Below are 26,057 nucleotides of genomic sequence, written 5' to 3' on the forward strand. Positions count from 1 at the left end.
ACGTTTCCTTGCTATTTAACTACTCATAATCTGACAAGAAATCAAAATCATCATCACTTTCTTGAGAGGGAATATCAGCTAATTGCTCTGTTAATGCAATAGTAAAAGTCGAATTAGTGTTAATAACTTTTTCTTGGATGATGCGATTATTATCTGTTTGCATTTGTGGGTGCCATACCACAATCCTATATTGACCAAGCCTTTTCAGTTCGAAACTCACCTGACCTTGCTCATCAGTTTTATCAAAATAAGGAGTGTTTACAATTAATAAGTTGCCACTCATCCAGTCATGAATATTACAACCCATTGCAACTGCGCTTTCTTGATCGAATTGAGCTAATGAGTTTGTTTGTCCTGCACGGATTTTAAATGAAAAATTATTGTCACTGCCAGCAGAATAAATATGGTGAGTAATATCATCTTGATTGACAAAATCAACCGTTGCCCCCACTTGACTGACACTAATATAAGGGGAAAAAGTTTTATCTAATTGACCAATAGTAACTTTCTTTGTCGACTTTTCGAGTGTTTGCCCGCCAAGTGGCTCAAGAAAGACTACCATATCAGCTAATGCTTGCTGAGTATTACTTTTAACAACAACTTGCACACAAATAGTATTTGTAGATGTTTCATCACACATATTTGCGCCTAACACTTCAACACTGACCAAATTCAGCATTAAAATCGTAAGCACTGTAATAATCTTATTATTCAAGGAAATATTCATCTCTAACATAGTTTAACCAATCTAATTAAGTGTATATCAAATTTCAATAAAAAGAGCACTTAACTAAGCTTAATTTTTAACGCTTATAAAGCACTAACTATTAGAACAGGAATATATGCTTAGTATTTCATTTATTCGACAGTTAATTGATTAAATAACTTGTTTGCCATTTTGAATTAACATTTTGAGCGGGTTAACGCCAAACTGATAACACAGCTCTGCAGGCTGAGTGATATCCCATAATGCCAAATCAGCATCAAAACCAAGCTTGATCTGCCCTTTCGTTGTTGACAAACCTAATGCTTTTGCTGCATTAGAAGTCACTCCAGATAAGGCTTCACTAGGCGTTAACCTAAATAATGTACAAGCCATATTAAGCATAAGTTGTAACGAACAAATGGGTGATGAGCCTGGGTTAGCATCTGTTGCAATAGCCATAGTTACACCATGTTGACGTAATAATTTTATGGGTGGTAACTGTGTTTCTCGAAGAAAATAAAAGGCACCTGGTAATAAAACAGCACACATATTGGCGTCACTCATTGCTTTAATACCTTGTTCAGATAAAAACTCAACATGATCACTTGAAAGCGCTTGGTAGCCTGCCGCCAATTCAGTACCACCTAGATCAGACAACTGCTCAGCATGCACTTTTATCGCTAAGTTATGTTGCTTTGCCGCGTTAAATACTCGCTCAGTTTGAGCAAGATTAAAGCCGATATTTTCACAAAACACATCCACGGTATCAGCAAGTTTCTGCTGAGCAATGACAGGCATCATCTCGTTACACACTAGATCGATATAACCATCCGCATCATCTTGAAACTCTGTGGGTATTGCATGCGCTCCCAAAAAAGTACGCTTTATGGTCATAGGCAGTTCTTTAGCTAGTTCACCTGCTACCTTAAGCATTTTAATTTCATTCTCGACATCTAAACCATAACCAGACTTTATTTCGACAGTGGTAACGCCTTGTTGATGCAGGGCCGATAATCGGGGTAAAGCACTCGTGAGTAATTCAGCTTCAGTGGCTGCTCTTGTCGCTGCAACCGTAGAGACGATACCGCCACCTGCTTCTGCAATTTCTTGATAACTTTTTCCCTGTAGGCGCATTTCAAATTCATTAGCACGGTTACCGCCATAAACTAAGTGAGTATGACAATCGATTAAACCAGGCGTTAACCATTTTTTCTGCCCGTCTATCACCTTAATCTGCTCTTTATCATAACCAGGTAATTCACTTTCTTTACCTAACCATGCGATTTTCCCGTCACTGATGGCGACTGCGGCATCAGATATTTCACCATAATTATCAGCATCATTTGCCATGGTTGCGACATTGACATTCACGATTAATGTTTGCCAATGCTGACTAGTGTTCTGTGATTGATTTAAATTTGTCATGGGTAAGTAACCGAAATAGAGAGGTAGAGGGATAACTTTAGCTGAGAATGAAAAATTTAGCAATAGTTGTATATACAACTATTGCATTCGTTATAATTTTGTGAGATTGTATATACAACTTAAACTCACAAAAGCATGTTGGCAACCTCATGAGCGCTTCAAAATCTAACGAAAAAACCGCTAAGTACCTTGTTATCAAACAACATATATGCCAGAAAATAGAATCAGGTCAATGGCCTCAACATTATAAGGTACCCTCTGAAAATGAGCTAACCCTACAATTTAATGTTAGCAGAATGACAGCACGTCGTGCACTACAAGAATTAACCGAGCAAGGTATTCTTGTTCGCTCTCAAGGTTCAGGTACTTTTGTCGCGACTTTTAAGTCACAATCTTCAATATTAGAAATTCGTAATATCAGTGAAGAAATTCAAGAACGAGGCCATAAACATCACGCCAAACAACTCATGCTCAAATCGATCGCCGTCACTGAAGAAGTCGCGATTTTACTAAACCTAAAAAATAATGAACATGTGTATTTTTCGCAAGTATTACATTTTGAAAATGATCTGCCCATACAATTAGAGCAGCGATACGTGAACGCCGCTTTAGTACCCGAATATTTACTGCAAGACTATACTGAAATAACCCCGCATGAGTATTTATCTGATGTAGCACCGTTAACGGAAGCGACTCATGAAATTGAAGCAGTGCTTGCTGACGATGACATATGCCAATTACTCAACATAAACAACAGTGACCCTTGCCTACAGGTTAAACGTCGTACTTGGTCGCGAAAAGGGGTGGTCAGTTTAGCAATATTAACAGCACCGGGCAGTAAATACCGCTTAGGTAGCCATTTAGTTTTTTAATTTAGGAGCATGACTATGACATTTAAATACGGTATTGACCGCCTTAATCTTGATATTGTAAATGGTATTGCTGATGGCAGTATTAAAGCAGAGCTTTGCCAAGAAGCGATAAATAAAATTAATACCAGTCGCCAAAGAGTTGAAAAAATGGCTGCTTCTGATGAAGCGGTATACGGTATTAACACAGGTTTTGGCCCCTTATGCGATACACAAATTTCACCTGAAGATACTAATTTATTACAGAAAAACCTACTAATTACCCATGCCGTAGGTGTTGGTGAGCCAATAGATAAAGCCATTTCAAAGCTGATGTTAATCACTAAAGTGCATGCATTAAGTCAAGGCTTCTCAGGCATTCGCCTTGAGGTTGTAGAACGTATGTTAACGTTTATCGAGCTCGACTTGATACCTGTAGTGCCAGAGCAAGGCTCAGTAGGCGCATCAGGTGATTTAGCGCCGCTTTCTCATTTATTCTTACCTTTACTGGGTGAAGGTGAATTTTGGGACAGTAATGACAAAACAGTCGCTGCAGCACCGTTATTGAAAAAACATGGTTTAAAAGTCATAGAGCTGCAAGCAAAAGAAGGCTTGGCGTTAATTAACGGTACACAATTTATTTTATCTCATACCATCACAGCACTCACTAAAATGCGTTATTTATTAGACTTAGCCGATATGACTGGTGCCATGAGTATCGAAGGTATGCAAGGTAGTGAATCACCATTTAAAGATGAGCTACACCAAACACGTGCCTTTAAAGGTAACCTTGAAGTAGCTACGCGCATGAGAAGCTTCTTTAAAAACTCACAAAACATGGCGGATCATGAAGAATGTGACCGCGTACAAGATCCTTATTCATTGCGATGTATTCCTCAAGTACATGGTGCTTCACGTAACGCCTATTATCATTTAGAAGAATTAGCTGAAATTGAAATGAATTCAGTCACTGATAACCCCATTGTTATCAGTAGCGAAGAAGCTATTTCAGGTGGTAGTTTCCACGGGCAACCTTTAGCAATGGTGCTTGATTATGCCTCTATTGCGGCGGCTGAATTAGGTAATATTGCTGATCGTCGTTGCTACTTGTTATTGGAAGGCTTACACGGTTTACCGAGATTATTGACCACAGCAGGAGGATTAAATTCAGGCATGATGATTCCTCAATACGCTACGGCAGCCTTAGTAACTGAAAACAAATCACTTTGTTTCCCACCATCAGCTGATAGTGTACCAACCTCTATGGGCCAAGAAGATCATGTTTCGATGGGAAGTATTTCAAGCAGAAAGCTAAACCAAATCTTAGGCAATTTAGAAAAAATTCTAGCTATCGAATTAATGTATGCGGCACAAGCTATCGAATTTAGGCGTCCTAATAAGTGCTCAGATATTATTGAACTCAATCATCAAGTGATTAGAGAAAAAGTGTCTAAATTGGAAGAAGACAGACTATTGAAACCAGATATTGATGCCATGATCGCGCTAGTAAGATCACAAGCGTTCACCGTTAATTTTAATCATTAATAAAGGAGCATTACTATGACAACAGCAATGACTTTCCAAGAAGAAATTAAGCAAGGTATTCCAAGTGAATTACCGCAAGCCAAGCCTTACCCAGCAAATGCTAACCGTGCCCCCAAACGTAAAGACATTTTAACCGCTGATGAGAAACAGCTAGCCGTAAGAAACGCTTTACGTTATTTCCCAAAAGAGTGGCACCAAGAACTAGCCACTGAATTCGCGCAAGAGTTAAAAGACTTTGGCCGTATTTACATGTACCGCTTTAAACCTAGCTATCATTTAAAAGCACATTCAGTAGCTGATTACCCGGCAAAATGTCAGCAAGCTGCAGCTATAATGTTGATGATTGATAACAACCTAGATCCTGAAGTAGCACAACATCCTGAAGAGTTAATCACTTACGGTGGTAATGGTGCAGTCTTCCAGAACTGGGCGCAATACCTGTTAGCGATGAAATACTTAAGTGAGATGGAAAACGATCAAACTTTACACTTATATTCAGGTCACCCAATGGGGCTATTTCCTTCATCAGAAGATGCGCCACGTGTTGTCGTTACCAACGGTATGATGATACCTAACTACTCTCAGCCAGATGACTGGGAGAAGTTTAACGCTTTAGGTGTAACGCAATACGGCCAAATGACGGCTGGTTCATTTATGTATATTGGCCCACAAGGCATTGTGCACGGTACGACAATAACTGTAATGAATGCCTTTAGAAAAGTATTGAGCAAAGGTGAAAACCCACAAGGTAAAATATTCCTAACTGCTGGTTTAGGTGGCATGAGTGGTGCTCAACCCAAAGCAGGTAACATAGCAAACTGTATTACAGTTTGTGCAGAGGTCAATCCAAATGCAGCAGTTAAGCGGCATCAACAAGGTTGGGTTGATGAATTAATTGATAATATGGATGACCTTATTGCTCGTGTAAACACAGCGAAAGCAAACGAGGAAGTGGTATCAATTGCTTATATTGGCAACATCGTTGATGTTTGGGAAGCGTTTTATGAGCAGAACATTTATGTGCACTTAGGCTCAGATCAAACCTCACTACACAATCCTTGGTCAGGCGGTTACTACCCTGTTGATATTAGTTACGAAGAGTCAAATCGTTTGATTCGCGAAGAGCCTGAAGTATTTAAAGCTAAAGTTCAAGCGACATTAAAGCGTCACGCTGACGCTGTTAATAAGCATACGACTCGCGGTACCTATTTCTTCGATTACGGTAATGCTTTCTTGCTTGAAGCATCTCGCGCCGGCGGTGATGTTATGGCGGAAAATGGTATTGATTTTAAATATCCATCTTACGTACAAGATATTTTAGGGCCTATGTGCTTTGATTATGGTTTTGGGCCATTCCGTTGGGTTTGTGCATCAGGTAAGCCTGAAGATTTAGATAAAACTGATGCCATCGCAGCACGTGTCCTGAAAAAGATCATGGCTGATTCACCTGAAGAAATTCAACAACAAATGCAAGATAACATCACCTGGATTGAAGACGCGAAACAAAACAAGTTAGTCGTTGGCTCACAAGCACGTATTCTTTACGCTGATGCGCAAGGTCGTATGGAAATTGCTAAAGCCTTTAATGATGCAATTAACGAAGGTGAAATAGGCCCTGTGGTGCTTGGTCGTGACCATCATGATGTCTCAGGTACTGACTCACCATATCGTGAAACTTCAAATATTTATGATGGTAGCCGTTTTACTGCCGACATGGCTATTCACAATGTAATTGGTGATAGTTTCCGCGGTGCTACTTGGGTTTCAATCCATAACGGTGGTGGCGTTGGTTGGGGTGAAGTAACTAACGGTGGATTTGGTATGTTACTTGATGGCTCCACAGCAGCAGAGCGTCGTTTAAAATCAATGTTATTATTTGATGTCAATAATGGTATTGCTCGTCGCAGTTGGGCACGTAACTCTGAAGCTAATTTTGCCATTAAGCGTGAAATGGCGCGCACACCTAAGCTAAAAGTTACATTAGCAAATGTAGTTGAAGACGACATTTTAAACAACTTGTCACTATAGAATTAATACTAAGTCTATAATTTTTCAACATCAAAGCTTATCAAAGCAGCTCAAATGAGCTGCTTTTTATTGAGCTATGTTGCAATAACTTCCCATCGAGCAGTTACTTTTAAAAGCTCACCTTTATATACAAAATAGCAAGTTATGATATTGATTGTATACCGCTATATTTACTGAAGGTATTTAAAGATGATCTCTGATCGCCTCTGCTGTTTTCAAGGTACGAATTTCCTGAAACAAGTCATCAGCTTCACGGTATTGTATCTTCAAATATTTAAGCCATTGTTTAATACGGTTGGGGTAGTATTTACTCTTATCGCCATAGGTTTCACAGTCACTGTATTTCAACAATAAGGTTTGCACTGTTGACCATAACATGGGCATTTCCGTTTGCTTTATCACCTGCGCTAAATTAGGTAACATCAGCGCCCCTCTCCCCACCATAATATCTTTACACGTAGACACTTCACGGCACTTTTGGGCATCATGCTGACTAAAAATATCGCCATTGGCAATCACGGGTAAAGCGATATTTTCTTTGATTTTCGCTATCCATTGCCAATGAGCTGGTGGTTTATAACCTTCAACTTTTGTTCTGGCATGAACCGTAAGCTCATTAGCGCCAGCAGCTTCAATGGCTTGTGCATTTTCAATCGCCAGACTTTTATCTTCATAACCTAAACGAATTTTAGCACTAACAATCGCCTCTGCAGGCACAGCGTTTTTAACGGCACTGACAATTTGGTAAAGGTTTTCAGGATCTTTTAATAACACCGCACCACCACGGTTTTTATTCACCATTTTGGCAGGACAACCAAAATTGATATCAACTCCATAAGAGCCCAGCTCAATAACTTTAGCGGCATTGTCTGCCATACAATGAGGATTTTGACCCAGTAATTGTACGCGAACTGGCGTGCCAGCTTCAGTAGTACAGCCATAAACGTTGGCATTTTTTAACTCAGGACAGGCGCGGAAATAAGCCCTATCTGAAAGTAGCTGATCAACCACTCGGACAAATTCAGTAACACATAAATCGTAACCACCAATTTGGGTGAGTAAATCACGCATCAAATGATCTAACACACCTTCCATCGGCGCTAAAACAACGCGCATAACTAACGACCTTTTCGTTGCAGTTTTGACAATAAACGACTCATTAACCAATAAAATAATGTCGTCATTAAAGCAATGAGCAAGTGTACGGTTATCGTCAGTAGTTGACTATTTTCTTGCCACAAAAACACAGGACCATGATAGGTGAAATAAAATAAATCTAACAAGGATACATGCAACCAAATCAGGACAAATATCAGTTTAATTTTGTGACGGGCAAGAAACTTTTTAGACAGTAAATTCAAAGGAAGAGACCATGAAACATTGGAGTTTACATTATAACCAAGCAAGTAAGTCGGGGTAAATAAATGAATGTGTTAATGTTTGCTTGGCTTTTTCGCCACTCACAACACGCGCTTCATTCATATCACCATGCTTAGAAAATTTTGGTACGGGTAATGACAACACGTTAGCTGCTTGCTGATAGTAAGATTTTTTAGTGGCGTGATTATCACTCACACCATTGAAAATGCCATTCGGGGCTTTGATGGCTAATAATGAGACAATCAAACCAACGGCATCTTCTTGGTGAATCAAGTTAATTTTTCCGTCAGCATTATTCAGCACTTTTTTGGCTAATAAAAATTTACCTGGATGTCGGTTTGGGCCAACCAAACCCGATAGTCTTAATACGCATGCTCGAGGAGAAAAAGCTAATACTGCCTGCTCAGCCTCATTCAGAATAGCAACCTTTTCCACTGATAAATCCAAAACACAATCTTCATTGACAACCCCTGATAGGCCTGTATAGATGGCACTGCTTGATAATAAAATAATACGCTGCACTATTCCCCGCTGCCGAGCTGCTTCAACTAATTGCTTAACTTTGTCAGCATAATCCCTTCTCCCTTGTTTAAATTGAGGAGGAATCGCTATCACTAGCGTTTGTTGTGTGAAAATATCATGATGACTCAACTGCTGTTCACCAAAAGGCAAACTTAGTTGTTGGGCATTAATACCCTGGGCATTAAGCTTTTCTACATTTTCAAGGGTTCTACTGGTAGCCAAGATGGAAATGTCACGCTTTAATAACGTTAATGCTAATGGTGTTCCTAACCAGCCACAACCAATAATACCCACAGAGCATTGCACTGGTAATTTTGTCACAAGATCATTCATTGCTGCTGCTCATATTGTTTTATCATTTCAACCACTTGTGAGGTGGCTTCATTGGGTACGAGGAATGCTAAATTATATTGACTGATTTTCCAGCCTTGATGCGTTTTTACTAACACACCTGAGCCTCGGCAAAGGCCATATTTTTTGTTCACCAGTACCTCATCAAAGAAAGCGACTGATTCACCCGCTAACAAGCTGATATTTCTCTCTTTTGGTAGATAAGACCAGCCTTTACCTTGCTTAAAGTAGGGGAGAACAAATTCAGAAAATTGCGTTTTACTCCAGCGTTCACTAGCATCAGTCCCTAGAAAGATAGCGTCTTTCGTGAGTGAATTAAGATATTGCTCGGCATCAGCCTTCGCTGCTGACTGGTGAAATAAATCAAGCGCTTGGTTTATTGATTGTACTTCTGAACTTTGAGATGCTGAAGCAAATGCAATGTTCGTTATAAACAGTAACAGGATCACAATAGAATACTTCATAGCCATTAGCCTTTGATTAGTTTAGGCAAAACGGCATAACTGCCGGTGAATGTTGCCGCAATATTTTCACCACAAAAAATATGTGCAGTTAGATTAATTCGCGCCTTTTTGCCCATTGTTAATGACTCAAGCTGCCCAGAAACATCCGTATTGACAACTTTCCCATACACTAAACCTTTGATAGGGCGATGGTAGCGGATATTAGCATCAGCTAGAACAATATCACCTTGTAAACTCTCTTGATAATCCTCTAAGGCAAGATATACCCAACCCCAGCCTGTTAATGTCGCTAGGGTATAGATACTACCTGCAAACATCGTATTGTGAAGATTTTTATTGAATTCATTATCACAGCGAGTAAGTAATTGCTCACCATCATAATAACTAATGCATAAGCCCATGGCTTTGCTCATCGGAATAGTTTCATGCCAAATGGCTTGTAGTGCTTGTGACTGTTGTTGTCTATGTTGAGGGTGATTTGCTAACGGTTTCGTCATGCGAAAGTGAGTTATCTCATCAAATAAGACATGGGAAATTTCATGCAGTTGATAACCTAATTTTTGGTAAAAACTCACAGCAGCTTCACGAGCATTTAATACCATCTCGGTCATCCCTATTTTACTGGCCTCTAACTCTAACTCAGCAATAACCTTCAGCCCTAACCCTTGTTTTTGTGCTGCCTCAGCAACCGCCATATAACGAATTTGCCCTTGTTTAGAATTCACTTGCTCTAAACGCCCGACAGCGAGGACTTCCTGTTTTTCATTAACAAGCATGCGATGAATACTTTGCTCTTCACGCCCATCTTGTTCACTGCCTAAAGCCTGTTGCCAAGGTTTTCTTAGAATTTGCCAGCGTAAGTGATAGTATTGAGCAAATTCTTCAGAGGATTTTGGGGCTCGCAACGTATTCATTATCTATCCTTATTAGTATTAACCCAATTAATTGGTATTACTCACGAATTATGCAACTAACAAAACACTTGAAGCAAGGAAAGCTTCTGTATTTAAAACAAGGTAAAGAAGCGATATCTGTCAGTGAAAATGAACATTATCGCTGGTTAGCATTTGCCAACGACAATAATGAGCAAATAATTCAAAGTGTGATGCATAAACGTAAACCATTTCAACTGACCTTACCTCATCAAACGGCTTTACTGTTGCCATTGTTATTTTCTCGCCCCACAACCGTGATAGAGCTAGGCTTAGGTGGAGGGAATATAAATCGCTTCTTAACTCACCTTACAGACACTATTAACATACAAAGCATTGAGCAAAGTAAAACTGTGATTGATTGTTTTAATCAATACTTTAACCCTCATGATGCTGATATTAATATTCAAAACAATAATAGTATGCAGTGGCTAGGCATGGAGCATAAAAATATTCCTGACTGGCTAATTTGTGATATTTACCAAACTAAACAAGTGAGTATTATTGAGGCCAATGAGCAACTAAGCACCTTAATTGATAATATGCATAACAACAGTTGCTTATCAATAAACCTACCTGATGCAAGTGATAACGACGTCAATTTATATTTAACCGTTTTACAACAGTTACAAAGCCATCATGATATTTACTACTTTCATATTCCTCATTATCTAAATATTGTCATTCAACTGATTCCCAAACACTGGCCTATTGATAAATTATTAACGCGAGAGCACAACAGTTATTTGTCCAAGCGTATTTTTTTACAATGGCGAAAATTTTGGCAGCATGGCAATAAAGTTACTGCTATAGAAAAACTTATTTAGCTCACAGTTTTATATGGTTAAAGTAAAAGTGACAGGGCCGTCATTGAGTAGCTGTACCTTCATATCTGCAGCAAATTCACCGGTAGGAACAGAAAACCCTTGGCTACGTAATTGCTGACAAAAATACTGATACAAAGCATTACTAAACTCAGGTTTAGCCGCAGAAGTGAAACTTGGCCGCATACCACTTGAAGTGTCCGCAGCTAAGGTAAATTGCGAGACCACTAATATTTCACCGTCGATCTGCTTCACACTCAAATTCATTTTACCTTGTTCATCATTAAAAACACGGTAACCGGCAACACGCTCAGCAAGACGTTTAGCTTTAGCTTCGGTATCTTGTGGCTCTACAGCTAAAAACACCAATAAGCCTTGTGCTATTTCCCCTATTATTTCGTTATTAACAGTCACACTCGCTGATGTTACACGTTGAATTAACGCTATCATTCTTGTTCCTTTTCTAACTCATAATCTTGTAGTGAAACAGTGATCACAGCGCCGCCTAATACGATCACCCATGATAAATACACCCACAAAAATAAAATAGGAATTATTGCCAACGCACCATATATCGCTTGGTATGATGGAAATGCAGTTAAATAAGCTGCGAAGATTTTTTTTGCTAACTCAAAACAGATGGCTGCAAGTAATGCCCCTATAAAAGCATACTTAAATGGTACACTTCTATTAGGCACTAACATATATAACAGCATAAATGCTGCTAGAGAAGATAATAACGGTAAAAACCTAAAAAACATGTTGGTAAAAGCAACGCTTTCTTCAATACCTAAAGTCACTAAAGAAACTAGGTAAGAAGTAATAGCGATACTTCCGCCAACGAGCACTGGCCCCAAGGTTAATATCATCCAATACATTGAGAACGACGTGATAGTACGGCGCTTTTCTGTGACCTGCCAAATATTATTAAAGGCTTTATCAATAGCAGAGATAAGTAATAACGCAGTCACAAATAAAAATGAAATAGCCACCGCCGACATTTTAGAGGCATTATCCACAAACGCGGATAAATATTCTTGTACTACATCACTTGCTGTCGGTACAAAATTGTCATAAACAAACTGCTCTACGCTTTCATGAATATCGGCGAAAATAGGAAAGGCTGTGGCGATAGATAAGGCAACGACTAACAAAGGCACTAAAGAGACCAAACTAACATAAGACAGATAGCCGGCAACTACTTGTAGCTGTTCATGTTGAATGCGTCGTTTCAAAAAATGAAAAAATGAGAGGTAATGGCGCCATGGCAATGAGTGACGCATGGCTCGGTATATAGTTCGCATATAGCTCATCATATTTGCTAACAATTCATTATTTTATCTCTGGATATGATTATATTATGATAGCAACCAAGTATTTACTAGTTTATTAAAATATTGAGAGTTTTATGTCTGGCTCAGGCTCTACTGGCAATGTAATAGCAGCAATATGCAACGTGTTTTTCCCTGGATTAGGACAGCTGGTACAAGGCAGACTTGGCGCAGCAATTATCTTTGCCATTATCTGTGTGGCTGGTTATGCCTTATGGTGGCTAATAATTCCTGCCATTATTGGTGGTGTATTTCACTTATGGTCGATACTAGATGCTGCAACATACAAAAACTATAATAACCTAGGCTAAAACTTATAACCCTTATACCATTACCTAGATTACCATTAAACAGGTCTAGGCTCTGAGATAAAGTTTTCGTAATATTCTTCTCTAACTTGATTAATTTGTGCTAATAATTCTGAGAGCTCTTTTATTTTCTCTGGATTAGCCTTACCTTGACTAAAAATGATGCTGAGCTCTTGTAGTCTCTTTTGTTGTTCAGGGGACATGATGCAACTCCTTTTGCTAATAATAAAATCTGCACAGTCAATTTGAAAAGTTGACCGTCAGGTTAAGTTTAACAGCAAATTAAATATTTGCGCAACTTTTCGTAAGAAAGACGTAACAATATATGTATGGAGTATTGGATCTAGGCCAGTTAGTTTAAAGAAGACAATAATACCAATTTGATTAAATTTCTTCCCTACTCAGAGCTATGCTCGATGTTCAATAACAAGACAAATTTGTTTAGGTCTAGTCATTCTAAATCAAATAAATTTAACGAAGTTAGTGGGCATCGAGTAAGCTCCCAAAGGGCGAGTTTAAAAGGCTTACATGCTGCGTTATTGATTTTGACAAGGACGCTACATGGATGTAGCTTATTAGAGAATGCAGGAGCATATTCTCCTGAATAACCATTCTCTTCAATCAATGCCTTGTCTCTAAGCCTTTTAATTCTCGCTGAGTGGGAAAGAACTTAATCAACTTGGTATAACTTATTCACAAGCCTTGAAAACAAAAAAACGGCATAAAAAAACCGCTTAACCCGATAATCTTAACAAGAGATAAAGGTAAGCGGTTTTCGATCAATTAGAAGTAAGGTTTATTTGCGCTACTTAGCAGCACGCCCTTCTCGTTTTCGGTCACTTTCTTTTAAGAACTTCTTACGAATACGAATACTCTCAGGAGTTACCTCAACTAATTCATCATTATCAATAAATTCTAATGCTTGCTCTAATGTCATCATAATAGGTGGCGTTAAAACTTGTGCTTCATCAGTACCAGAAGAACGTACGTTAGTTAGTTGCTTACCTTTTAGTGCATTAACCGTTAAATCATTGTCACGACTATGAATACCAATGATTTGACCTTCATAAATTTCTACACCATGACCAATCATCATACGACCACGCGATTGTAAATTAAATAAAGCATTCGTTAGCGCTTTACCCGTGGCATTTGCAATCATTACACCGTTTAAGCGCTGACCAAGATCACCACCTTTATGAGGTCCGTATTCAAAGAAAGTATGATAAATCAAACCTGAGCCAGATGTTAAAGTCATAAACTCTGTTTGGAAACCAATTAAACCACGGCTTGGCATAATGAAGTCCATACGAATACGACCAGTACCGTCAGGTGCCATGTCAGTTAATTCTGCTTTACGAAGACCCATTTTTTCCATAATGGCGCCTTGATGTTGTTCTTCAACATCGATCGTAACAGTTTCATACGGTTCTTGTAATTCACCATTAATCTCACGCTCAATCACTTCTGGGCGAGAAACCGCAAGCTCGAAACCTTCACGACGCATATTTTCAATCAAAATACCTAAGTGCAATTCACCACGACCCGATACTTTAAATTTATCAGGATCATCAAGTTGCTCAACGCGTAAAGCCACGTTATGTACTAACTCTTTCTCTAAGCGATCTTTAATATTACGTGAAGTTACAAACTTACCTTCTTTACCACAAAACGGCGAAGTGTTTACTTGGAAAGTCATGTTAACTGTTGGCTCATCAACAGATAATGCAGGTAAACCTTCCACTTCTGACGGACAACAAATAGTATCTGAAATCTTTAACTCACCTAAACCGGTAATAGCAATGATATCACCCGCCTTCGCTTCTTCAGTTTCATGGCGATCAAGGCCTAAGTAACCAAAAACTTTGCCGACTTTACCATTATGAACATTACCAGCAGCACATTGTACCGTGACTTGCTGGTTTGGTTTAACAGAGCCACGAGTAATACGACCAACACCAATTACGCCCAAGTATGAGCTGTAATCAAGTTGAGAAATTTGCATTTGAAATGCACCTTCAGGATCGGCATCTGGCGCTGGTACTTCATCTACAATAGTTTCAAATAAAGGCATCATATCAGTGCCTTCTTCACCTTCTTCAAGTGATGCCCAACCATTAATCGCTGAGGCATAAACCACTTTAAAGTCTAACTGTTCATCAGTAGCACCAAGGTTATCAAACAACTCAAAAACTTGATCCATAACCCAATCAGGACGAGAACCTGGCTTATCAATTTTATTGATAACTAAGATAGGCTTTAAGCCTTGAGCAAAAGCTTTTTGCGTAACAAAACGCGTTTGCGGCATAGGGCCTTCTTGAGCATCAACAATTAATAATACAGAATCAACCATAGACATCACGCGCTCAACTTCACCACCGAAGTCAGCATGGCCTGGAGTATCAACGATATTGATACGATAATCGTTCCAGTTAACAGCGGTATTTTTCGCTAAGATAGTGATACCACGTTCTTTTTCGATATCATTTGAGTCCATCACGCGCTCGTCATGATCACTACGCGAATCTAAAGTACCTGATTGCTCAAGTAATTTATCAACAAGGGTGGTTTTTCCGTGGTCAACGTGGGCAATAATTGCGACGTTACGTAATTTATCTAACACAGGCGTTACTCGCTGTTACTTTCATTAACCGAGCCGTAAAAGCGCGATAAATGAATAAGGCTATAATTGGGCGCGCATTATACAGGAGCTTTGCTTAAAAAGATATTAAATATCGAGGCAGGGCCAAGACAAGCCAGTAAATTAAAATATCCATTAACCAATAACAAATAATCACTTCAAAAGTAAATTAATTACAGGCAAAGATATAAAAATGATTTATAGTAATTCTTAAACAATCAACCCATTGCACCAAAAGAATCAAAAGAGCACAAAATTGGTGCACACAAATTGTTTTAAAATATCTAAGCAACTGTTTATAAACGACTTTATTATTGGCATATTTTTAGCTTGTATGCCTAACACAAAATTCGTATCAAGAAACTTATAATATTAACCCCACTGGAGAGAGAATATGTCACAAGCAGTATTCGATTTAATTAAAGAACACGATGTCAAATTTGTTGACCTTCGTTTTACTGATTCAAAAGGTAAAGAACAACACGTTTCACTACCTCACCACCAAATTGACGAAGACTTCTTCGAAGATGGAAAAATGTTTGACGGTTCATCAATCGAAGGCTGGAAAGGCATTAATGAATCTGACATGGTATTGATGCCTGACGCTTCAACTGCTGTTTTAGACCCTTTCACAGAAGCTGTTACATTAAACCTTCGTTGTGATATCGTTGAACCTGCTACTATGCAAGGTTACAGCCGTGACCCTCGTTCAGTTGCTAACCGCGCTGAAGAATACATGCGTTCAACAGGTATCGCTGATACTATATTATTTGGCCCAGAGCCAGAGTTCTTCGTTTTTGATGACGTGAAATTCCACACAGATATGGCTGGTTCTTTCTACAAGATTGATGACAAAGAAGCGGTTTGGAACTCAGGTACTTCATATGAAGAAGGTAACATGGGTCACCGTCCAGGCGTAAAAGGTGGTTACTTCCCAGTTGCTCCTGTTGATTCGTCACAAGACTTACGTTCAGCTATGTGTTTAGTAATGGAAGAAATGGGCTTAGTTGTTGAAGCGCATCACCATGAAGTTGCAACTTGTGGTCAAAACGAAATCGCTTGTCGTTTTAACACTATGGTTAAGAAAGCTGATGAAGTTCAAATCTACAAGTATGTTGTTCACAACGTAGCACACGCTTACGGTAAAACAGCTACTTTCATGCCTAAGCCATTAGTTGGTGATAACGGTACTGGTATGCACTGTCACCAATCTTTAGCAAAAGATGGTGTTAACTTATTCTCTGGCGACAAGTACGGCGGATTATCAGAAACAGCTTTATACTACATTGGTGGTATCATCAAGCATGCTAAAGCATTAAACGCTTTCACTAACGCTTCTACTAACTCATACAAGCGTTTAGTTCCAGGTTTTGAAGCACCAGTTATGTTAGCTTACTCAGCTCGTAACCGTTCAGCGTCAATTCGTATTCCAATTGTACCTACGCCAAAAGCGACTCGTATCGAAGTACGTTTCCCTGATCCAACTGCTAACCCTTACTTAGCATTCTCTGCAATGTTAATGGCTGGCCTTGACGGTATCAAAAACAAGATCCACCCTGGCGATGCAATGGATAAAGATTTATACGACTTACCAGCCGAAGAAGCTGCAGCTATTCCACAAGTTGCTGCATCTTTTGAAGAAGCTTTAGATGCATTAGAAGCAGATAAAGAATTCTTAACAGCTGGTGGTGTAATGGATAATGATATGATCGATGCATACATTGGCCTTAAGCGTGAAGAAGTTGAATTATTAAACTCAACGACTCACCCAGTTGAGTTCGACATGTACTACAGCGTATAATTTCTCTATAGTTTATAGAAAATTGAAAAGCTCACTTCGGTGAGCTTTTTTGTGAATGTAAATTAATCGCAAAAGAATCCAGTTTTCAGTGGTAAACCTCTACATTTTTGTATAAATTATAAATACCTATGTTCGCGCTTTGCTGTATCTAATGGAAGAAGATATACTTAATTGATTATGATTAAAATTTTATTGCTAACATTGCTGATTCTATCAATTGCCACCCCTGTGAATGCAAGCTCAGCTAAAATTTATGTCTGGCGTAATGAAAAAGGTGAACTAGTTTATTCTGATACGCCGAGACCTGGCGCAGAAGAAATGAAAACCCAACCAGGTAATGTCATAAAATCTTCAACCAATGTTGATACACAAGTACTCGATATTAAAACTAAAAAGATTGAAGACGATTATCAAGTTGTTATCAATCACCCCAAAGATAACGCAACAATTCGAGACAATACTGGCTCTGTTTATGTGAGCGGTAGTATCAAACCAATTTTCAAACGCGGGTTAAAAATTCAACTCATCTTAGATAATAAACCCTACTTAGAAGCACAAACCCACACCATGTTTTCCCTTAGAAATATTGATCGCGGAGAACATCAAATAAAAATGCAACTGCTTAATGAAAAGGGCAAGGTTATTGCATTATCTAAGGCAATAACGTTTTATATGCATAGAGCCTCGGTAAACTAGAAAAATAGCACCAAATAGTAGCATTTAGGCAGCATATATCACTTTTTTCCAATATACTAACAAATGACGCACCACTTTGGTGCTTCCGTTATTTAGGTATGAAGCTTTATGTTGCACAGTAGACAAGAAACTCAAGAGCTTAAATTAAGGTATCAACAAAAACTTGCTAATCAGCTCGTCACCGCTGTTTTGATTCTAGATAGTGATTTAAATATTTGTTATCTCAATCTTGCTGCCGAAGCGCTACTTGTTAAAAGCATGTATAAGCTTTACGGGTGCTCTTTTGATGTAATATTTAAAAAAACGTCTATTAGCAAAGGCCGTTTGAAGCAATTACTCGCCACAGGGCAGGAGTTCACAGATAGCGATATTGTGCTCGAACTTAAAAAGAACCACCGCTTTACTGCTGAAATTACCGCTTCTGCGGTTGAATTTGATCGTAGCCCTCATGTGTTATTAGAATTCAAGCAAATAGATCAGCAAAAGCAAATTAGTTTAGAAGTATTTCAACAACAACAATGGATAGCAGCACGTGACTTAATCAAAGGTTTAGCCCACGAGATTAAAAATCCATTGGGGGGTTTACGAGGTGCAGCGCAATTACTTAATAGAGAACTCAATGAGGAACAACAAGAATATACTGAAATGATCATTGAGCAAGCAGATAGGTTAACCAACCTCGTTGATCGCTTACTCGGGCCAAATCAACTACCTGAAATTCAAAAGCACAATATTCACTCGGTGCTTGAGAAGGTCTATCAGGTTGTAAGCTACTCAGACGAGCAGAATATTAAGTTACGCCGAGATTATGATCCATCCATTCCAAATGTTGAATGTGACCAAGAAAAAATACAACAAGCCGTGTTAAATATCGTCAACAATGCCATTCAAGCGATAGGAACTGATAATACCATCACCCTAAAGACACGCATTGCTAGTAACAAAACAATTAATGGTAAGCGGATAAAACTTGCTGCACAAATTAGCATTATTGACGATGGGCCAGGTATACCCGACCACATCCAAGACACGTTATTTTACCCTATGGTATCAGGGCGCTCTAATGGAACCGGACTAGGCCTATCAATCGCGCAGACTTTAGTAAACCAACATCAAGGTAAGTTATCTTGCCTGAGCACACCAGGTCATACTGAATTTAGAATTTTATTACCGCTAACACCAGAAAAGAATGATTAGCGCTATGAATAACTTACTTATGATGAAAATTTTTCAATTAGATATTACTCAAGAGAATAACCATGATCACTGAACAAGTTTGGATTGTTGATGACGATAGCTCAATTCGTTGGGTTTTAGAAAAAGCATTTGCTAGCGCCAATATAAGCAGCGCTTCATTTGAAAGTGCTAAAAATGTCTTAATTGCTTTAGATCATGATCAGCCTGAAGTGATTATTTCAGATATTAGAATGCCTGATATGGACGGCATGACTCTACTCAATTCAATTAGCAAAGCACACCCAAATATCCCCGTAATTATTATGACTGCACACTCTGACTTAGACAGTGCGGTGAATGCTTATCAGGGGGGGGCTTTTGAATATCTTCCTAAGCCATTTGATATGGACGAAGCCGTAAACCTAGCTAAACGTGCCCTAACCCACTCTCGAGAACAAAATGCTAAAAATCAGCAAAAGGAGAGTGCACCGCTTTCGGCAGGGCTTATCGGTGAGGCACCAGCAATGCAAGAAGTATTTCGCGCTATTGGTCGCTTATCCCGTTCAAGTATTAGTGTGTTAATTAATGGTGAGTCAGGCACGGGTAAAGAGTTAGTCGCACATGCGCTACATTCTCATAGCCCGCGCACTCAAGCACCTTTTATTCCACTGAATATGGCGGCCATTCCAAAAGACTTAATTGAATCTGAGTTATTTGGTCATGAAAAGGGCGCATTTACGGGAGCAAACTCTGTACGCCAAGGTCGCTTCGAACAAGCCCATGGTGGAACATTATTTCTTGATGAAATCGGTGATATGCCACTGGAAATTCAAACACGGCTATTACGTGTACTTTCTGACGGACAATTTTACCGTGTCGGCGGCCACTCTCCCGTACAGGTAGATGTGCGTATCATTGCAGCCACCCATCAAAATTTAGAAGATAGAGTTAAAAAAGGAGAATTTCGAGAAGATTTATTTCATCGACTCAATGTAATTCGCATACAACTTCCTAGCCTTAGAGAACGCAAGGAAGATATTATTCAACTCAGTGAGCATTTCCTTAAACAAGCCGCCAATGAATTAAGTGTTGAGCCTAAAACATTAAGTAAGAAAGCCGCTACTTTTTTACAACAATGCCAATGGCCAGGTAACGTCCGTCAGCTTGAAAACATCTGTAGGTTTCTCACTGTAATGGCAAGTGGCCAAGAGATATTGCTAGAAGATTTACCCAGTGAATTAACAGAGCGAACTGCACAAATAACCCCACAATCTTCATCTTGGCAAGCCGCTTTAAGCGACTGGATGGATCAGCAATTAGCGCTAGGTAGTAGTGCAATTCTTGATACCGCCATGCCTGAGTTTGAAAAAATAATGTTAGAGCGTGCTTTGTTATTTACCCAAGGACACAAGCAAGATGCTGCTAAAAAGCTTGGCTGGGGCAGAAATACGTTAACGAGAAAGTTAAAAGAATTGAATATTAGCTAAACGTAGCATTTATACTTAGTGAGATAAATATTACTAGGTGACGACAATTTATTTATGAGCAGGTTGAGTTTTCTCTTATTCCACCTGCTCTAATTATTAATTAAAATAGAACAGACAAGAAATTTAGGATAGAGAATTAAGAACTACAAACCTCTTCATCACACTGCTTACAGCTATTACAAAGCTTAATATTGATAAAGTGTGCGGCTACTATCAAGCTAGCACCGCCAAGAATAAAATACATTTCTAACGCTTCAGAGAAATCATGCTTCATCCAATAAATTGCCACACCTAGATACAATAAATAAAAAGGATATAAACGCTTATGATAACGTTTGAAGCCTGAAAATAATGCCACAGTGCCGAGTACTGCAGTCATAAGTAGAAAGATATGCTCCCATGTGTGATCCGCTAAGAAGCTTAACCCCACTAAAGGCAGTACAGGTAATAATATAGGCAACAATATGCAATGTAATGCACATAACGATGTTGCTGTAATACCTATTCTATCTAACATAAGAATCTAAAACCAAACTGAAAGTAAAAAATAAGAAACCACTTGCCATCACCTTACTCAACTTAATAAAACGGTAGAAGCAGCTTTCCTTTTTGAGCTGATATGCTTTCAACCTTAGGATGAAAGCACTGAATGTAATAATATCACAATTGAGATATTATAACATTATTAAAATCTGCATAATTTAACAAAATTTAACTTTGACTGATCGGAAAACTTAATACTTGCTCAATATGTTCGGCATTTAATGCCAACATAATCAAACGATCAATTCCAAGCGCGACACCAGAGCATTGTGGTAATCCATGATTTAATGCTGCAATAAAATTATCATCAACGGGCTTTTCAGCCATAGATAAACTACGTCTTTGCGTATTATCTTGCTGAAATCTTGATGATTGTTGCTCAACATTAGTAAGTTCATTAAAGCCATTAACTAGCTCAATACCCCGATAATAACACTCGAACCTTTGAGCAACTCTATTATCTTTTGGGCAAATTTTAGCAAGTGAAGCTTGAGACTTGGGAAAGTTATATACGAAACATGGTTTGTCTTTACCAATATTTATTTCAATTATTTCACTAAAAATAAACTGTAATAAAATATCAACATTAAACTCTCTCGTTAACCAATCACTCAATTTATCATGTTCCTTTATTACCGAAAGTAACTGCTCTTGAGTGGCCGTTAGCGGGTCTATTCCGGTATGATTTATGAATACTTGCTGATAAGTTATTTGGCTTGCTTCTCCGCAGCCTAATACCGTTTTTAATAAAGCCGAAACTTCCTGCATTAAATCAAAATGATCAAATCCTAATCGATACCATTCTAGTAGCGTAAATTCAGGGTTATGAAACCTTCCAGCCTCTTCATGGCGAAACGCTTTAGCTATTTGAAAAATGCATCCGTATCCCGAAGCAAGCAGTCGCTTCATATGAAATTCAGGTGAAGTTTGTAAATACAAGGTTGTAGATTCAGAAATTGAGCTATCATTAAGGAAGTGATAACGGCACGATAACGCTTCTAAATGCACGTCTGTCACCGTCCCTAAAGACAATGCAGGTGTTTCAACTTCAGTTACCTTACGCTCTGCAAAAAACTGTCGAATTTGCTGAATTATTTGCGCGCGTTTTTGCGCATTTTGCCAACTTAGCGTAGGTTGCCAAGACATAATTTCCCCGAGTCATATTTATACCAATTTGATTAAATTTCTTCCCTACTCAGAGCTATGCTCGATGTTCAATAACAAGGCAAATTTGTTTAGGTCTAGTCATTCTAAATCAAATAAATTTAACGAAGTTAGTGGGCATCGAGCAAGCTCCCAAAGGGCGAGTTTAAAAGGCTTATATGCTGCGTTATTGATTTTGACAAGGGAATAACCATTCTCTTCAATCAATTCCTTGCCTCTAAGCCTTTTAATTCTCGCTGAGTGGGAAAGAACTTAATCAACTTGGTATTATATTAAATTCTGCAGAAACAAACCTGCATAAACCACTGTCATTTAACAGCATCAACAAAAAAGGCCGTTTCTTTTTCAAGAAAACGACCTTTCAGTCAATCTATTAACAATTCTAATTGTATGTCATTCGAAGTATTAACGCGGCGTGGACACGGAATTGACGCTAGTCAATGAGTATCCACAACAAAGTTAATACAAGAATAACAGCAATTAAATGCTAATTAGTCGATAATCTTAGATACAACACCTGCACCTACTGTACGACCACCTTCACGAATCGCGAAGCGTAAACCTTCGTCCATCGCTACTGGGTTGATTAACTCTACTACAAATTTCAAGTTATCACCTGGCATTACCATTTCTACACCTTCAGGAAGCTCTACTGCACCTGTGATATCCGTTGTACGGAAGTAGAATTGTGGACGGTAACCTTTGAAGAATGGTGTATGACGACCACCTTCATCTTTTGAAAGTACGTATACTTCTGACTCAAACTTCGTGTGAGGTGAAATTGAACCTGGCTCACATAATACTTGACCACGCTCTACGTCTTCACGCTTAAGACCACGTAATAATACACCACAGTTCTCACCTGCACGACCTTCGTCAAGCAACTTACGGAACATCTCTACACCTGTACAAGTAGATTTTTGAGTATCACGAATACCTACTACTTCTACTTCATCACCTACTTTGATGATACCACGCTCTACACGACCTGTTACTACTGTACCACGACCTGAGATTGAGAAAACGTCTTCGATTGGCATGATGAATGCACCATCAATTGCACGCTCTGGCTCTGGAATGTATGAATCTAAAGCGTCTGCTAATTCAATTACTTTCTCTTCCCATTGAGCTTCACCGTTTAGTGCGCCTAATGCTGAGCCTTGGATAATTGGTAAATCATCACCTGGGAATTCGTATTCGCTAAGAAGTTCACGAACTTCCATTTCTACTAATTCTAATAATTCTTCGTCATCTACCATGTCACATTTGTTCATGAATACGATGATGAAAGGTACACCAACCTGACGTGATAATAAGATGTGCTCACGTGTTTGTGGCATTGGACCATCTGTCGCTGCAACTACTAAGATCGCGCCGTCCATTTGTGCTGCACCGGTAATCATGTTTTTGATGTAATCGGCGTGACCTGGACAGTCTACGTGTGCGTAGTGACGAGTTTCTGTATCATACTCAATGTGAGATGTATTGATTGTGATACCACGATCACGCTCTTCTGGTGCGTTATCGATTTGTGAGAAGTCTTTAACTTCACCACCGTGTACTTTAGTAAGTACCGCAGAGATAGCAGCTGTTAAAGTTGTTTTACCGTGATCAACGTGACCGATTGTACCAACGTTTACATGCGGTTTCGTACGTTCAAATTTTTCTTTAGCCATTTTTCAATTACCTTAAAGTTTATTTAACTATAAAAAATAATAGCAACAGTCAAAGTGACCGCGCTTGTTGTAAATAATTTATGTCGCTCTAACGAGTTTCCATAATTTTTTGTGCTACCAATTTCGGTGCTTCATTATACTGATGAAACTCCATAGAGTAAGATGCACGGCCTTGTGTAGCACTACGCAAGTCGGTAGCATAACCAAACATTTCGGCTAGGGGTACCAATGCATTTACAATTTTCAAACCTGCTGGGCCTTCTTCCATACCGTCGATCATACCTCGACGACGATTTAAGTCACCTACAACATCACCCATGTTAGCTTCTGGTGTAGATACTTCGACTTTCATCATTGGCTCTAATATAACAGGATCTGCTTCTAGCGCACCATTTTTAAAACCAATTGAAGCTGCCACTTTAAATGCCATCTCATTCGAGTCAACATCATGAAAAGAACCATCAAAAAGCGTCACTTTAATATCTAGTAATGGGAAGCCAGCTAATACACCACTTTCCATTTGCTCTTTACAGCCTTTTTCAACTGCAGGAATATATTCTTTAGGTACTGCGCCGCCAACAACTTCGTTAACAAACTCAAAACCTGAGCCTTCTTCTAAAGGCTCCATCTTCAACCAAACGTGACCATATTGGCCCTTACCACCCGATTGACGAACAAATTTTCCTTCCACTTCAACACTTTTACGTATTGTTTCACGGTAAGACACTTGCGGGTTACCCACATTACATTCTACGCCAAATTCACGTTTCATACGTTCAACGAGAATGTCTAAGTGTAGCTCACCCATACCAGAAATGATGGTTTGACCTGTTTCATCGTCGGTATGTACTCTAAACGAAGGATCTTCAGCCGCAAGCTTTCCTAACGCAATTGCCATTTTCTCTTGTGCTGCGATTGTTTTAGGTTCAACAGCAACGGATATTACAGGCTCTGGAAATTCCATTCTTTCTAAGGTTATCACTTTATTAGCATCACAAAGTGTATCACCCGTTGTCACTTCTTTTAAGCCTATTGCCGCAGCAATATCGCCTGCACGAACTTCTTTGATCTCTTGTCTGTCATTAGCATGCATTTGTACAATACGGCCAAAGCGCTCTTTTTTACCTTTAACTGGGTTATAAACACTATCACCCGTTTTAACAACACCCGAGTAAACACGGAAAAAGGTCAGTGTCCCAACGAAAGGGTCAGTTGCAATTTTAAATGCTAGCGCAGCAAAAGGTTCATTATCATCGGCAGGTCTAGTACCTTCCGTTTCATCTTTATCGTCATTGATACCGGTAATCGCTGCAACTTCAGTTGGTGACGGTAAATATTCAATAACAGCATCAAGTACGGCTTGTACCCCTTTATTTTTAAAGGCGCTACCACAGCTACATAATATAATTTCATTCGCTAATGTACGTTGACGAAGACCTGATTTAATTTCTGCCTCGGATAATTCACCTTCTTCAAGGTATTTTTCCATTAAATCATCATCTGCCTCAGCAGCTTCAGATACTAGGTTTTCATGCCATTTTTCTGCTTCTGCTTGCATATCAGCAGGAATGTTTTCATAGGTGAAAGTCATGCCTTGATCATCTTCTGACCAATTTATCGCCTTCATTTTGACGAGATCAACAACACCCTTAAAATCTTCTTCAGCGCCGATAGCCAAGTGCATAGGAACGGCATTAGCACCTAATCTATCTTTTAGTTGTTCAACAACAGATAAATAGTCTGCCCCTGCGCGGTCCATTTTATTGACGAAAACCATACGCGGCACAGCGTATTTTTCCATTTGACGCCAGACTGTTTCAGTTTGAGGCTGTACACCTGAAGAGGCACATAGCACCAGTACGGCACCATCAAGCACACGTAAAGAACGCTCTACTTCAATGGTAAAATCAACGTGTCCAGGCGTATCGATGATATTAATTCGATGATCTTCAAATTGACCTTCCATGCCTTTCCAGAAACAAGTTGTAGCCGCTGAGGTAATAGTAATTCCTCGCTCTTGCTCTTGTTCCATCCAATCCATGGTCGCAGCGCCATCATGCACTTCACCAATCTTATGAGAGAGGCCAGTGTAGAATAATACGCGCTCTGTAGTGGTGGTTTTACCCGCGTCTACATGCGCACAAATACCAATATTACGGTAGCGCTCTATAGGAGTGGTACGTGCCAATTTGAATTCCTCTTCAATCGT

General features: G+C 39.1%; 24 protein-coding genes. 9 read left to right on the forward strand and 15 right to left on the reverse strand.

All coding sequences use genetic code 11. The annotated features are described in order from the left end of the window. Positions 1–19 precede the first annotated feature (19 nt). Both AC27GZ_RS13640 and hutI read right to left on the reverse strand, forming a co-directional pair. Positions 20–694: a cupredoxin domain-containing protein gene (locus tag AC27GZ_RS13640; RefSeq protein WP_487095793.1), complete on the reverse strand. Its 675-nt coding sequence runs from the start codon at positions 692–694 to the stop codon at positions 20–22. A gap of 183 nt (positions 695–877) precedes the next feature. After that, the gene (gene hutI / locus AC27GZ_RS13645) at positions 878–2,131 is read right to left on the reverse strand and encodes an imidazolonepropionase (protein ID WP_487095794.1); all 1,254 of its coding nucleotides are present in this window, start codon (positions 2,129–2,131) and stop codon (positions 878–880) included. A gap of 149 nt (positions 2,132–2,280) precedes the next feature. Here hutI and hutC point away from each other — a divergent pair, with 149 nt between their 5' ends. From hutC to hutU, 3 genes are read left to right on the forward strand one after another with little or no spacing between them, the layout of a single operon-like run. Further along, positions 2,281–3,003: a histidine utilization transcriptional repressor HutC gene (hutC, locus tag AC27GZ_RS13650; protein WP_487095795.1), complete on the forward strand. Its 723-nt coding sequence runs from the start codon at positions 2,281–2,283 to the stop codon at positions 3,001–3,003. Between the two features lie 15 nt (positions 3,004–3,018). After that, positions 3,019–4,524, forward strand: coding sequence for a histidine ammonia-lyase (gene hutH / locus AC27GZ_RS13655; protein ID WP_487095796.1), 1,506 nt, complete (start codon positions 3,019–3,021; stop codon positions 4,522–4,524). 15 nt (positions 4,525–4,539) lie between these two features. Beyond that, positions 4,540–6,552: a urocanate hydratase gene (hutU, locus tag AC27GZ_RS13660; RefSeq protein ID WP_487095797.1), complete on the forward strand. Its 2,013-nt coding sequence runs from the start codon at positions 4,540–4,542 to the stop codon at positions 6,550–6,552. A gap of 183 nt (positions 6,553–6,735) precedes the next feature. Here hutU and AC27GZ_RS13665 read toward each other — a convergent pair whose 3' ends face one another. From AC27GZ_RS13665 to AC27GZ_RS13685, 5 genes are read right to left on the reverse strand one after another with little or no spacing between them, the layout of a single operon-like run. Beyond that, positions 6,736–7,668, reverse strand: coding sequence for a tRNA-dihydrouridine synthase (locus AC27GZ_RS13665; protein WP_487095799.1), 933 nt, complete (start codon positions 7,666–7,668; stop codon positions 6,736–6,738). 2 nt (positions 7,669–7,670) lie between these two features. Then, positions 7,671–7,913 (reverse strand): hypothetical protein, encoded by a 243-nt coding sequence (locus AC27GZ_RS13670; RefSeq protein WP_487095801.1) that lies wholly within the window; start codon positions 7,911–7,913, stop codon positions 7,671–7,673. Between the two features lie 31 nt (positions 7,914–7,944). Beyond that, positions 7,945–8,787, reverse strand: coding sequence for an SDR family oxidoreductase (locus AC27GZ_RS13675; RefSeq protein WP_487095803.1), 843 nt, complete (start codon positions 8,785–8,787; stop codon positions 7,945–7,947). Further along, positions 8,784–9,269 carry a nuclear transport factor 2 family protein gene (locus AC27GZ_RS13680; RefSeq protein ID WP_487095805.1) on the reverse strand — a complete coding sequence of 162 codons (486 nt, stop codon included), beginning with the start codon at positions 9,267–9,269 and terminating at the stop codon, positions 8,784–8,786. The genes AC27GZ_RS13675 and AC27GZ_RS13680 overlap by 4 nt, the downstream gene beginning before the upstream one ends. Before the next feature lie 5 nt (positions 9,270–9,274). Beyond that, positions 9,275–10,183 carry a bifunctional GNAT family N-acetyltransferase/hotdog fold thioesterase gene (locus AC27GZ_RS13685; RefSeq protein ID WP_487095806.1) on the reverse strand — a complete coding sequence of 303 codons (909 nt, stop codon included), beginning with the start codon at positions 10,181–10,183 and terminating at the stop codon, positions 9,275–9,277. Positions 10,184–10,233: 50 nt separating this feature from the next. Here AC27GZ_RS13685 and AC27GZ_RS13690 point away from each other — a divergent pair, with 50 nt between their 5' ends. Next, positions 10,234–11,028, forward strand: coding sequence for a class I SAM-dependent methyltransferase (locus AC27GZ_RS13690; protein ID WP_487095808.1), 795 nt, complete (start codon positions 10,234–10,236; stop codon positions 11,026–11,028). A 9-nt stretch (positions 11,029–11,037) separates the two neighbouring features. On the opposite strand, the gene dtd is transcribed toward AC27GZ_RS13690, so the two are convergent. Further along, a complete protein-coding gene (gene dtd, locus AC27GZ_RS13695) occupies positions 11,038–11,475 on the reverse strand; it encodes a D-aminoacyl-tRNA deacylase (protein ID WP_487095810.1) in 438 nt (145 codons plus the stop codon). Continuing rightward, a complete protein-coding gene (locus AC27GZ_RS13700) occupies positions 11,472–12,329 on the reverse strand; it encodes a virulence factor BrkB family protein (protein ID WP_487095811.1) in 858 nt (285 codons plus the stop codon). Before AC27GZ_RS13700 ends, dtd begins: the two co-directional genes overlap by 4 nt. 104 nt (positions 12,330–12,433) lie before the next feature. Here AC27GZ_RS13700 and AC27GZ_RS13705 point away from each other — a divergent pair, with 104 nt between their 5' ends. Continuing rightward, positions 12,434–12,667 (forward strand): hypothetical protein, encoded by a 234-nt coding sequence (locus AC27GZ_RS13705; RefSeq protein WP_487095812.1) that lies wholly within the window; start codon positions 12,434–12,436, stop codon positions 12,665–12,667. Between the two features lie 35 nt (positions 12,668–12,702). Here AC27GZ_RS13705 and AC27GZ_RS13710 read toward each other — a convergent pair whose 3' ends face one another. Both AC27GZ_RS13710 and typA read right to left on the reverse strand, forming a co-directional pair. Next, entirely contained in the window at positions 12,703–12,867 is a 165-nt protein-coding gene (locus AC27GZ_RS13710) for a hypothetical protein (RefSeq protein ID WP_487095814.1), read from the reverse strand. Positions 12,868–13,469: 602 nt separating this feature from the next. Beyond that, a complete protein-coding gene (gene typA / locus AC27GZ_RS13715; protein WP_487095815.1) occupies positions 13,470–15,287 on the reverse strand; it encodes a translational GTPase TypA in 1,818 nt (605 codons plus the stop codon). Between the two features lie 412 nt (positions 15,288–15,699). Between typA and glnA the strand changes: the two genes are divergently transcribed. From glnA to glnG, 4 genes are all read left to right on the forward strand, one after another. Beyond that, positions 15,700–17,106 (forward strand): glutamate--ammonia ligase, encoded by a 1,407-nt coding sequence (gene glnA, locus AC27GZ_RS13720; protein WP_487095816.1) that lies wholly within the window; start codon positions 15,700–15,702, stop codon positions 17,104–17,106. A 177-nt stretch (positions 17,107–17,283) separates the two neighbouring features. Then, on the forward strand, positions 17,284–17,802 hold the full coding sequence (locus AC27GZ_RS13725; protein WP_487095817.1) for a DUF4124 domain-containing protein: 519 nt from the start codon (positions 17,284–17,286) through the stop codon (positions 17,800–17,802). Positions 17,803–17,910: 108 nt separating this feature from the next. Continuing rightward, on the forward strand, positions 17,911–18,999 hold the full coding sequence (glnL, locus tag AC27GZ_RS13730; protein WP_487095818.1) for a nitrogen regulation protein NR(II): 1,089 nt from the start codon (positions 17,911–17,913) through the stop codon (positions 18,997–18,999). A gap of 62 nt (positions 19,000–19,061) precedes the next feature. After that, positions 19,062–20,465 carry a nitrogen regulation protein NR(I) gene (glnG, locus tag AC27GZ_RS13735; RefSeq protein ID WP_487095819.1) on the forward strand — a complete coding sequence of 468 codons (1,404 nt, stop codon included), beginning with the start codon at positions 19,062–19,064 and terminating at the stop codon, positions 20,463–20,465. 136 nt (positions 20,466–20,601) lie between these two features. Here the strand turns inward: glnG and AC27GZ_RS13740 are convergent, their stop codons facing one another. From AC27GZ_RS13740 to fusA, 4 genes are all read right to left on the reverse strand, one after another. Continuing rightward, positions 20,602–20,982: a MerC domain-containing protein gene (locus AC27GZ_RS13740; protein WP_487095820.1), complete on the reverse strand. Its 381-nt coding sequence runs from the start codon at positions 20,980–20,982 to the stop codon at positions 20,602–20,604. A 194-nt stretch (positions 20,983–21,176) separates the two neighbouring features. Further along, positions 21,177–22,154 (reverse strand): elongation factor P--(R)-beta-lysine ligase, encoded by a 978-nt coding sequence (epmA, locus tag AC27GZ_RS13745; RefSeq protein WP_487095822.1) that lies wholly within the window; start codon positions 22,152–22,154, stop codon positions 21,177–21,179. A 509-nt stretch (positions 22,155–22,663) separates the two neighbouring features. Next, positions 22,664–23,848 carry an elongation factor Tu gene (gene tuf, locus AC27GZ_RS13750; RefSeq protein ID WP_487095823.1) on the reverse strand — a complete coding sequence of 395 codons (1,185 nt, stop codon included), beginning with the start codon at positions 23,846–23,848 and terminating at the stop codon, positions 22,664–22,666. 88 nt (positions 23,849–23,936) lie between these two features. After that, entirely contained in the window at positions 23,937–26,036 is a 2,100-nt protein-coding gene (gene fusA / locus AC27GZ_RS13755) for an elongation factor G (protein WP_487095825.1), read from the reverse strand. Positions 26,037–26,057: the final 21 nt, after the last annotated feature.

Source organism: Colwellia sp. SU-HH00943 (assembly GCF_057546125.1).